Here is an 11,274-nt window from a genome sequence, read left to right as displayed (position 1 = left end):
GATTTTTACAACTTAATTATGAAAATAAAAATTTGCTTCCTTTTCTGCTTTGCGCTCTTCGCATTTAATTCTTCTGCTCAACAGAACGATATTATGCCCCAGTCGGAGATTTACGAATGGCCAAAAGATGATGCAGTTAAAAAGAAGCTCGATACCTGGCAGGATAAAAAGTTTGGAATGATTATCCACTGGGGAATTTATGCCGTTCCAGGGATTATTGAATCCTGGTCCATCTGCTCTGAAGATTGGATTGGCAGAGACAGTACCATAAAATACGAAGATTATAAAAAATGGTATTGGGGTTTAAGCGAAAAATTTAACCCTATAAAATTCAACCCCGAACAATGGGCTAAGGCAGGTAAAAGTGCCGGAATGAAATACCTGGTGTTTACCACCAAACATCACGATGGTTTTGCCATGTTCGATACCAAAGAATCTGATTATAGCATAGCCAAAGGTCCTTTTGCAACCAATGCAAGAAAAGACGTAGCCAAATATGTGTTCGATGCTTTCCGCAAAGAAAACTTTATGATTGGTGCATATTTTTCTAAACCAGACTGGCATTCTCAATATTATTGGTGGGACAAATATGCCACTGCAGATAGAAATAACAATTACGATATCAGAAAGAACCAATGGCGCTGGAACAAGTTTAAAAGCTATACCCAGAACCAGATTGGTGAGTTAATGAATAATTACGGAAGCATTGATATTTTATGGCTCGATGGTGGATGGGTACGTCCGCGCAATAGCGTAAATAAAGAAGTACTTTCATGGGGAGCACCTATTCCCGATTGGAGTCAGGACATTGATATGCCTAAGATTGCCGCTGATGCCAGAAAAGTACAGCCTGGTTTAATTGTGGTAGATCGTACCGTACATGGGCAGTTTGAAAACTACCAGACCCCGGAGCAGAAAATCCCCGAAAATCAATTGGATTATCCATGGGAAAGCTGTATGACTTTAGGCGGTGCATGGGGTTTCGTACCCAACGACCGATATAAATCAGCTGGCGAAGTGGTTCATAAACTGGTAGAAATAGTTGCCAAAGGTGGAAGTTTACTTTTAGGCATTGGTCCTAAGGCAGATGGAACACTACCTGAAGATGTAATTACAAAACTCGATGAAATAGGTAAATGGACCAGTAAAAATGGTGCTGCCATATACGGAACACGGATCACCAAAAATTATCATGATGGGCAAAACTGGTTTACGCAAAGTAAAGATGGTAAAACTATTTACGGCATTAGTTTGCTTGGCAATACACCGGGTAATGAAATTTCCTGGCAGGGAAGTATGCCTAAAAAAGGAAGTCCAATTACCATTTTAAGTACCAGTCAAAAGGTAAAATGGACACTAAAAGAGGGCAAGGTACATTTCAATCTTCCTAAAACTGACGAGAAAATAGCCTTGACTTTTTCTTTTACGCCCGAAACCAATTAATTAGTAATGCCGAAACTGAGAAGATACCTATACTTATTGCCTGCATTGTTTTTTTGCAGCAGCCTTTTTGCGCAAGTTAAAAAGGGACAATCTTTACCCTATAAAAATTCAAAATTAAGTGTCGATTTGAGGGTAAAAGACCTCATTTCGAGAATGACTCCGGAAGAGAAATTCTGGCAGTTATTTATGATTCCCGGTGATGTAACCGAAAAGAACAAAGACCAGTTTAAACATGGGATTTTTGGTCTGCAGGTAAGTGCAGCTGCGCAAGGAAGTGGTAATGCACAGCAAATGTTAACCTACAATACCTCAGAAGACGGACTTTCTCTGGCTAAAAAGGTCAATAAAATTCAAAAATATTTTGTGGAGGAAACCCGCCTGGGCATCCCCATCATTCCATTTGATGAAGCTTTACACGGCTTGGTTAGGCAAGGCGCTACCGCTTTTCCACAGTCAATTGGTTTGGCTGCAAGTTTCGATACGGCTTTAGTGGCCAAAATCGGGACGGCTATTGCCCATGAGGCAAGGGCTCGAGGTTTGAGAGATCTTCTGGCGCCTGTAATCAATATGGCTACCGATGTAAGATGGGGCAGGGTAGAAGAAACCTATGGTGAAGATCCTTATCTAACAACCGTTCTGGGGCATGCATTTATGAATGCCATAGAAAAGCAGAATATTATTGTTACCCCAAAACATTTTATTGCCAATGTTGGCGATGGTGGTCGCGATAGTTATCCGATTGAAATGGATAAACATTTTTTAGAAGAAATTCACTTTCCAGCTTTTGAAGATGGAGTTAAAAATGTGGGTATCCGTTCGTTAATGACTTCCTATAACAGTGTTTTCGGTACTCCAGCTACTTCAAACAAGTGGTTGCTTACCACTAAACTAAAAACTGAATGGGGTTTTAAAGGGTTCGTCATTTCTGATGCGGGTGCCGTTGGCGGGGCCAATGTATTACATTTTACCGCTAAAGATTATAAAGATGCAACGGCGCAATCGATTAATGCTGGCCTTGATGTAATTTTTCAGGTAGATTATAACCATTACAAACTTTTTCTACCTGCATTTTTGGATGGCAGCATTCCTAAATCGAGAATAGATGATGCGCTTGCCAGGGTTTTGAAAGCGAAATTCGAACTTGGGCTGTTCGAACATCCGTATGTAGATGAAAGTATTGCCGAAAAGATGTTAAGCGATCAAAGTAACCATCATCTGGCCAAAGAAGCGGCCTTAAAATCTTTCGTGCTCCTAAAAAATGATAACAACACCCTTCCGCTAAAAAGTACCAAACGCATTCTATTATTGGGTGAAGATGCAATTGAAGCCAGGTTAGGGGGCTACAGCGGAACAGGAAATAATAAAGTAAATATTATGGATGGACTTAAAAGTGCCGCATCCGGAAATATGGAGATTACTTATTTAAAAGGGAGTAGCCGCGAGTTGCAATCTTATATTCCAATAGATAGCCAGTTCCTTTCTGTTAATCAAAAAGCAGGATTAACCGGAAGTTACTACAAAGGACTTCAATTCACAGGGAAACCCATTAAAGAAGTAAATGATAAGGTTGTTAATTTCAGCTGGACATTATATCCGCCTAATGAACAACTCCAGCTGGATGATTATTCGGTAAGATGGAATGGTAAAATTAAAGTACCACAAAATGCTGAGGTTAATATCGGATTGGAAGGTAACGATGGTTACCGATTATACCTGAATAACCAATTGATTATCGATAACTGGGACAAAAAGTCTTTCAGTATAAAGACAGTTCCGTTTCATTTCGAGAAAAATAAAGAGTATGCAATTAAGGTCGAGTTTTTTGAGCCTAAAGGAAATGGTAAAATCAAACTGATCTGGGATTATGACATCAGGAAATCAAACGAAATAGCCGACGCAGTAAAGGCCGCAAAAAATAACGATGTAATCGTATTTGTTGCAGGCATAAAAGAAGGTGAGTTTTTAGATCGCGCGATGTTAAACCTGCCTGGTAACCAGGAACTGTTATTGGAAGAACTTGCAAAAACAGGGAAACCAATTGTAGTGGTATTAACCGGTGGAAGCGCCATCAATATGCAACCCTGGCTAAATCAAGTAAGCGCTGTGTTAAATGTGTGGTACCCGGGCGAAGCTGGTGGGGCTGCCGTTGCAGATGTATTGCTTGGAAAAGTAAATCCATCAGGAAAATTGCCAATAACCTACCCGATTGATGAATCGCAGCTACCCCTGGTTTACAACCACAAGCCTACCGGAAGAGGCGATGATTATAATAACTTAAGCGGCGAGCCACTTTTTCCATTTGGATATGGGTTAAGTTATACCAACTTTTCTTACAGCAATTTAAAGTTTAACCGCAAAAGTATCGCTAAAAATGAAACCGCTATAGTTAGTTTCGAACTTAAAAATACAGGCAGTTACGATGGTGAAGAAGTGGTGCAGTTGTACATGAGACCACTGTTAAGCAAATGGGCACAACCGGTTCTTGCACTGAGGGCTTTTCAGCGGATACATTTAAAGGCAGGTGAAACAAAGGTCATTTCATTCAAACTGGATAAAGAAGTGCTTCAAACACTCGATATTAATAATGTTTGGGGAGTAGCACCAGGTGAATATCGAATCATGATCGGATCATCCAGCAAGGCACTTTATTTAAAAGATAACTTAACAGTTAAGCCTTAAAAAAACACCCCCTATGGTTGGGTATAAACCATATCAAGTAATAGTTGCCGCAGATCTTGGTTAAATCTGCGGCTTTTTTATGTTCGGGATTTTTGCCGCGCCCGCATTGCCGATCGGGCAGGAAGCACGGAAAACGAAATTTCCATGTCGTTGTCATCCTGAGGGATAATTTATGGCGTGGAATCGTCATTCCCAACTTGATTGGGAATCGTAATGCAATAAGCTTTAAGATTAGCTTTGCTGAGCACTGCGTGGTTCCCGCCTGCGCGGGAATGACGACTTTCTATAAGAATATGTCAATACTAGCGTAGTCCAAGGGGTTTTTAAGATAAAAAAAATAGAATTGCCAACCCAGCTTTGCTAACCTAGCACCTTATCTCAGCGTACTTTGCGGTTACATAAATCGACGATGGTCTATCAACCATCAAACTATTAACTCAAGCCATCAATACCCAATTTCACCGCAAGCTCATTCAGGTCCTTTACCACTACATCAATTAACGGAATGCCACTAATTTTTCTTTCCTGCTCAAATTCATGTTCAGGTTCGCCGGGGATGATTACTTTTTTGTCAGGATCGATCGTTTTTGCACTTTTAAAGCGTTCTACCCAATTATCCAGATGATCTTTAAAGTCTGCAGCCGGTCTGAAGCCATCTACACGCATGGCGCCTAAAAAATGGCCTAATCCTTCACCAACCGGATTTGCCGATGGTTCTAAAAAAGCCACAAAAGGAGGCACCCAGGGACCATAATTAGCACCAGACAGTACCGCTGATAAAATATCAACCGTAGCACTCAATCCATAACCTTTATGACTGCCATGGTCTTTATCGCTACCCAAAGGTAAAAGTGAACCGCCATTTTTTAATTCGTTAGGGTCAGTAGAGTTTACTCCGCTTTTATCCTGAACCCAGCCATCAGGAATACTTTTATTAGCACGTTGGGCAATTTCCAATTTGCCATTTGCTGCTGCGGCAGTAGCCATATCTACAATTACAGGTGGATATTTTCCGGCTGGGAAAGCGTAACACATCGGGTTTGTGCCCAGTAAACGTTCGTTGGCATAAGTAGGTGCCACCAGGGGGCTTGCATTGGTCATGCTAATACCAATCATATCTTTTTCTACAGCCATTAAAGCATGGTAACCGGCAATTCCAAAGTGATTGGAGTTTTTAACCGATACCCATCCGCTACCGTATTTTTCTGCTTTTTCGATAGCAATTTTCATCGCGAAAGGCGCTACAACCAAACCTAAACCTGCATCACCATCTACTGTGGCTGTGGTAGGCGTTTCGTGTACGATTTTAATATCAGGTGTGGCATTGATTCTTTTCTTTTCCCAAAGGCGTACATAGCCACTTAAACGTGCAACACCATGAGAGTCGATGCCACGTAAATCTGAGCGGATTAATACATCGGTTGCTAAATCGGCATGTTCATCAGAGCAGCCCATTTTTTTAAAAACGTTAAAAGTAAAAGCCCTGAGATTGGTTTCGGTGAAAGTGATGAAGTTCATTTTAAGTATCAAGTTTGGGTAACAAGTTGATAGTATTTAGTAGCAGGTATCAAGAGTTTAGCTTCGGATTGTCGACTATCGACTTCCGACTCGGGACTTAGGACTAATATTATGGTAATAAAACAGTAAAATCGCCACCTAGTGGTTCGAAGTTTTCTATACACGAAGAAAGAAAATCTTCGCCATAATTCACATACATGGGCGCAATATTCAAGATTCTTTCCTGCAGTGTTCCATTCGGGAAAAGCCTTTTCTTTACATTATCTATCTGTAGCAATGCCGTTTCATGTTTTCTTTTCTCGGCACGGAATAGTTTCTTTTCCAGGTTCGCCAATAAATGATTGGTTCGTTGTTTTGCCGTATCAGTAGAAACAGAAAGCGTTTTGTCGATTTTATAGGCATTTAGTTTAATCTGATCGAAAATGCTGTTAATGGCTCTGGTTTCATCGGCTAAACTCAACAATGCCGTGGTATTACGCTTTACCCAAATATTTTTTAGTTCTTCAACAGGTAAGAAAATATCTTCCAGAGAGAAACCTAAATGATATAAATTCTGGGCACTGCGTTTATCAATCAATAAAGCCGAATTACGCAAGAGTAAAACCGGAAAATCAACTTGGTAAAAGTCGAAATTTGCTTTTAACTGCATCCAGTAAGCTACTTCTGCACCACCACCAATATAAGCCAGGTTGGGTAAAATAACTTCCTGGTACATGGGGCGCATCACCACGTTTGGGCTAAACCGCTCAGGATGTGCCTCGATTTCTGCTTTTAGTGTTTCTTCGGTAAAACTGATATCGGTATGATTGACCAGATATTTGCCATTTTCAAAAATCAGGCGTTCGCGGAGATTATCAATCAGGTAAAAGAAGTTAATATCACGACCATTCACCTGCGTTTTATAACCTAAATCTTCCAGGTTTTTTGAGCTCTTTTCAATATTTTTCGAACTGTTATGCTGAATAATATCTTCGGTAATAATATGCGCGAATTGTTTTTTTAATTGGGCATCATCTGCATTTACAATCACCAAACCATATTTCTCGAACAGGTTGTTCACCAAAAACCGGGTGGCATCGGCTAAATTATCGTGTTGCAAATAGGCCTGTTCTACTAACTTGGCAATCCGTTTCCCGTTTTTAGAGATACCAAGATAACCCTTATATGCGGTTACTGCTGCGGCAACGGTTTGGGTGCTTAATCTTCCGGTGGCACCGTTGGTTTGTTGTATCCAGCTGATGTTCTTTTCATCAACACTTACATGGTTAATTTCATCAAAATCATGATCCTCTGTTGCCATCCAATAAACCGGGACAAAATTTTGATCAGGATGGGCCATTTTTAACTCGATGGCTAAATTAATGGTGGTTACAATTTTGTAAATAAAATAAAGTGGCCCGGTAAAAAGGTTCAGCTGGTGGCCGGTTGTAACCGTAAAGGTATTCGCCGAGCCTAAAAGTTCTATATTTTTGGTAACCGATTTATTGGGCTGTAAATGCTGGTACTGATCTTGTAAAACCTTAACTAAAGTTTCTCTGTTCCCTGAGAAATTTCGATGCTCAATTGCTTTGGCCAGGCCCTCCATATCAGGACGATAACTATAAAAAGCTTTAAGCTGTTCTTCGTCGTTAATATAATCTAAAACCAGTTTTGAAAATGATCCGGTTTCCTGATATGAGATATATTTTGCCTGCATGATGTGCGAAAGTAATGCAATTTAAGGATAATCGTAAAGTCGCGCCACTATTTTACAATTGTTAAATAATTTTTTGCCACGGAAGCACAGAATCACGGAATTTCCATATAGCCGTCATCCTGAGCGGAGTCGAGGGATCTTTAGGATAGAAAATATTAAAGATTGCTTTCTATCGCACCAACTTTTTCACGGTACAAATCAATCGGGCTATCTAAAAGCACCGCAATTACTGTTAATTCGGGATCTAGTTTATCTTTAGGCACCGGAATGTAAACAATCCCCGGTATTTTGCTCCAGTACAGTTTGTTATAAATTTCGTGCGGAAGCATAGTACCTTCACCTACAATCCTGATCCTGCTGATGTTGTTTTTTAAGCCTTTAATCGCAATTGGGCCGGTTGGTGTACCTTCTACAAATAAATAAAGGGTTTGTTTATCGGCAGAAAGTGCGGTGTTACCCTGGTAATGTCCTGCCGGAATTCCTTCTGTTGTTTTGTATAAGGCCTCCGCATTTTTGATTACCCAATTGTTCACGGTTTGGTCAAGAGGTTTAATATTCGCGTTGAAATCCATCCCATCTGCCGCTAAATTGGTTTCGTTAAAAATATTGATACCCTTATCCAACGTGGCCGCTAACTGTTTCAGCTTGTAAGCAGCAGCATGCTGTTTATTATTTGCTGTAAATAAATATTTTAATGAAATGGCTTCATTTTCGGTTTCAATAAGCGCAACAGGCTCATCAAAATTTACTTTTACTACGGTTACATCCTGATCAAAATCAGTTGAAGGGATATTGAAAACATAATCTGAAGCGCTAATGTTGGCGAATTTTACCTGACCGCCGCCAACTAATTGCATGTTTTTTACTTTTGATTTTAGACCTGTTAGCACAATGCCTTCATTCGTTTTATAATCGAGGTAAAGGAAAAGGGTTTTCTTATCTTTCGAAAGTGCGGTTTTTCCATTGAAATGTTTTTTAGTGATGCCGGTTTGTGTTCCGTAAATGGCTTCGCCATGTTTTTTTGTCCAGCGGCCTAAATCTTTTAAAATTTTAACCTGCTCTGGTGCAATAGTTCCATCAGCTTTTGGTCCAATATCAAGCAATAAGTTGCCGCCCATGCTGATACAATCAACAAGGGTGCGGATAATCATATTTGATGATTTATAGTGATTGTCGTAAGGTTGATAACCCCATGAATCGTTCATGGTATAACAAAGTTCCCACTCTGGTGAACTCGGTTTTACCACCGGGACACCTTGTTCTGGTGTATCGTAATCGCCATGGCCGTTGAGGCGGGAGTTGATAATGATGTTCTGGTTTACCTTGCGTAAATTTGTCAATATGTTTTTGGCCTGCCATTCTTCGCCGCTATGCTCCCAATCGCCATCAAACCATAATAAATCGGGATTGTATTTGGCCGACAGATCGTTTAACTGGCCCTGGAAATAATGCTGAAACTTTGTAAAACGTGGTGCATCCTGTTTATAATCGTAACGTTTTCTGTCGCGGGTAAAACCATCGTAATCCGGATAACTCCAATCAGGTAATGAAAAATATAAACCTGTTTTCAAACCAGACTTTTTGAGTTCAGTTACAAACGGCGTGATTAAATCTTTTTTTGCAGCACTATTTTTTAAGGTTGTGGTGGCTAAAGGAGCTTTACTGTCCCAAAGGGCCACGCCATCATGGTGTTTGGTAGTAATTACCGCGTATTTGGCACCGCTTTCTTTAATCAGGTTTACCCATTCTTCAGGTTTATATTTTGCTGCCGTAAAACCATTAAGCTGTTTCATGTAAGCATCGTGGTTAATGTAATTGTTAAAAAACGACCACGATTCGGAAATGCCATTAACTGAATAAATACCCCAATGGATGAAAATACCCAGTTTGGCATCGGCAAACCATTGCATTTTTTGGCTTGAACTGCTTTGCTGGGCAGAAAGATTATTAACTACAAATAGTGGTAATAAAAGGAAGAAAAACTTTAAAAAACGCATGATCTTGTTTAGTATATCTAAACGTTAAATATAGGATTTTTTGATTTTGTATAAGAGATAAATCAAACAATATATTATGTTAGATCATACTACTGCAATAGATATAATGAATATTAAGAAGGGTTTTATTGCCAAGGGCAATTTTAAATCGGAAAAGTTACGTAGCTTAAACCCAAGTCAATTTCTTTCTTATCACTTTTCTGAAAGAGAATTTGATGATCTTCAATTTTAATCACATCGTAATCAATTGAAACCTTAATTTGGTTATTACGATCAACTAAGCCCCATTTTCCGCCAGAAATACCCCAGAACCCCGGTCTGTTTGCCGTTTTTAGATAGAACATTTGCCCATAATGGTTTACTAAAAATAAATTTTCGTTCGGGGTAAAATCTATCCAATCATATAAAATCGGTATGAGCTCTTCATTGTGGAGACCCACTACTCCCCATTTTCCACCATTTGATAAATAATATGCGCTCATGCCTGGCCACAAATCAGCCGCCCTAATATTTAATTCCCCTGTCATAGCTAATGCGGCGCTAGGACCATTGTACAAAAGGTTGTATGTGGGTGGAATCAATTCATTGTATTCATTATCCAGCAAACCCCATTTTCCATTTAATAATTGTGCATCAACGGCTTTATAATCTTTGTTGTTTGCACTTCTCTTAAAAGTTTTAGCTTTTACCAAACTGTAACCAACAGAAAGATCTTCAGGATTTATTAAGGCATTGGATTTTACCAAATTATCTTTAGAATTAAGATAAATCCTATCATAATCAAGCGATTTTATTTTCTTACCATCGTATTCATATATATCATAAACACCTGCAGAAAAACCGATTATTAGTTTGCATTTTACATCTTGAACAATTTTTTCATATCCAATTGGTACAACCAATTCGTTAATGGGATTATAAACCCCTGAAACACCATTTTTGGTTGCCACTACAAAATTATCTTCCAGTGCATCCAACTTATTATAAATAATTGGGATTGTTACATTAAAGCTATCATCTACTGCCCCATATAATTGATTTTCGCTCCATTTATAAACCTTGGCAGTAATATCATCATCTGATACTATAAAAAGCTTGTTGCATTTATACATAGCATAAATAGAACCCTTTATATTAGTTTCTGCTAAAATTTTCCCATTGTTATTTACATGATAATGGGTATGGCATAAATCTGTTTTTACAGTTACTATCCAAGTATTTTCAGTATAAATATATACATCATCCGTTTTGAACTTTAGCCTTAGACTATCTTGAATCGATATACCGCCATCGAGATAAATTCTCCTTTTCTGTATCAGATTAGTATCCCTCTCATATTTCATTTGGATCCAAACTCCCCATAATATAAAAAATACTATGGATACGCCAACGATAATGATTACAAGACCCGCCATATGCCCGGTTTAAATATATTTTCGATGTAGGCTGTTATTGCATCATAATAACTCCTGTCGTAATAAACTTTAGATGCTAAAATGCCTGATTTTGTAAAGGCATTCCCATACTTGCAGTTTTCATTCCCATCATCAGATTCCATATAATATCCATCTTCTACTAATTCACCTCCAGAAAATGCTGCTTCTGTATGGGCGTCAGGAATATCGGCCCAATCCGACTCATGAAAAAGGATAAAAGATTTTCCCCGAAGATTTAGTAAATCAATTATTTCTAAAATTCTGCTTACATTATCTTCTGTGAGTGATACATCATCGTAACCGTTATATAAATCGTTTATTTTTAATGGGAATGGCTTTTTGTTTATGCCGAATACTTCTATAAACTCCTCAATAGCATAGTTACTTACATCGATAGGGACAGTAATCACATCATCTATTTTAAAATGCGGTACATTTTCTGAGATTATAATTTTCTCTTTTGTAATTATGCAACTATATGCTGAACTCATATCCTAATCAATTA

General features: G+C 38.8%; 7 protein-coding genes. 2 read left to right on the top strand and 5 right to left on the bottom strand.

Annotated features, from left to right (window positions below; genetic code table 11):
* Nucleotides 1-18 precede the first annotated feature (18 nt).
* Both AC04QZ_RS23465 and AC04QZ_RS23460 read left to right on the top strand, forming a co-directional pair.
* Nucleotides 19-1,443, top strand: a complete 1,425-nt coding sequence (locus AC04QZ_RS23465; RefSeq protein WP_478359686.1) for an alpha-L-fucosidase — start codon at nt 19-21, stop codon at nt 1,441-1,443.
* A 6-nt stretch (nt 1,444-1,449) separates the two neighbouring features.
* Nucleotides 1,450-4,122 carry a glycoside hydrolase family 3 C-terminal domain-containing protein gene (locus AC04QZ_RS23460; protein WP_478359685.1) on the top strand — a complete coding sequence of 891 codons (2,673 nt, stop codon included), beginning with the start codon at nt 1,450-1,452 and terminating at the stop codon, nt 4,120-4,122.
* A 432-nt stretch (nt 4,123-4,554) separates the two neighbouring features.
* On the opposite strand, the gene AC04QZ_RS23455 is transcribed toward AC04QZ_RS23460, so the two are convergent.
* The 5 genes from AC04QZ_RS23455 to AC04QZ_RS23435 form a co-directional block, all read right to left on the bottom strand.
* Nucleotides 4,555-5,640, bottom strand: coding sequence for an Ldh family oxidoreductase (locus AC04QZ_RS23455; protein ID WP_478359684.1), 1,086 nt, complete (start codon nt 5,638-5,640; stop codon nt 4,555-4,557).
* Nucleotides 5,641-5,749: 109 nt separating this feature from the next.
* Nucleotides 5,750-7,336 carry a bacillithiol biosynthesis cysteine-adding enzyme BshC gene (gene bshC, locus AC04QZ_RS23450; RefSeq protein ID WP_478359683.1) on the bottom strand — a complete coding sequence of 529 codons (1,587 nt, stop codon included), beginning with the start codon at nt 7,334-7,336 and terminating at the stop codon, nt 5,750-5,752.
* A 155-nt stretch (nt 7,337-7,491) separates the two neighbouring features.
* The gene (locus tag AC04QZ_RS23445; RefSeq protein WP_086547535.1) at nt 7,492-9,333 is read right to left on the bottom strand and encodes an alpha-L-fucosidase; all 1,842 of its coding nucleotides are present in this window, start codon (nt 9,331-9,333) and stop codon (nt 7,492-7,494) included.
* A gap of 143 nt (nt 9,334-9,476) precedes the next feature.
* The gene (locus AC04QZ_RS23440) at nt 9,477-10,748 is read right to left on the bottom strand and encodes a WG repeat-containing protein (protein ID WP_478359682.1); all 1,272 of its coding nucleotides are present in this window, start codon (nt 10,746-10,748) and stop codon (nt 9,477-9,479) included.
* Nucleotides 10,733-11,260, bottom strand: coding sequence for a hypothetical protein (locus AC04QZ_RS23435; RefSeq protein ID WP_478359681.1), 528 nt, complete (start codon nt 11,258-11,260; stop codon nt 10,733-10,735). Before AC04QZ_RS23435 ends, AC04QZ_RS23440 begins: the two co-directional genes overlap by 16 nt.
* Nucleotides 11,261-11,274 lie beyond the last annotated feature (14 nt).

The organism is Pedobacter folensis (assembly GCF_056490665.1).
Note: the sequence above shows the minus strand (reverse complement) of the source record. Positions and strands in the feature narration are given on the sequence as shown.

Bases quoted from the DNA above. Each gene is read 5' to 3' on its own strand.
- AC04QZ_RS23465 (WP_478359686.1), top strand. From the start codon at position 19: ATGAAAATAAAAATTTGCTTCCTTTTCTGCTTTGCGCTCTTCGCATTT.
- AC04QZ_RS23460 (WP_478359685.1), top strand. From the start codon at position 1,450: ATGCCGAAACTGAGAAGATACCTATACTTATTGCCTGCATTGTTTTTT.
- AC04QZ_RS23455 (WP_478359684.1), bottom strand. From the start codon at position 5,640: ATGAACTTCATCACTTTCACCGAAACCAATCTCAGGGCTTTTACTTTT.
- bshC (WP_478359683.1), bottom strand. From the start codon at position 7,336: ATGCAGGCAAAATATATCTCATATCAGGAAACCGGATCATTTTCAAAA.
- AC04QZ_RS23445 (WP_086547535.1), bottom strand. From the start codon at position 9,333: ATGCGTTTTTTAAAGTTTTTCTTCCTTTTATTACCACTATTTGTAGTT.
- AC04QZ_RS23440 (WP_478359682.1), bottom strand. From the start codon at position 10,748: ATGGCGGGTCTTGTAATCATTATCGTTGGCGTATCCATAGTATTTTTT.
- AC04QZ_RS23435 (WP_478359681.1), bottom strand. From the start codon at position 11,260: ATGAGTTCAGCATATAGTTGCATAATTACAAAAGAGAAAATTATAATC.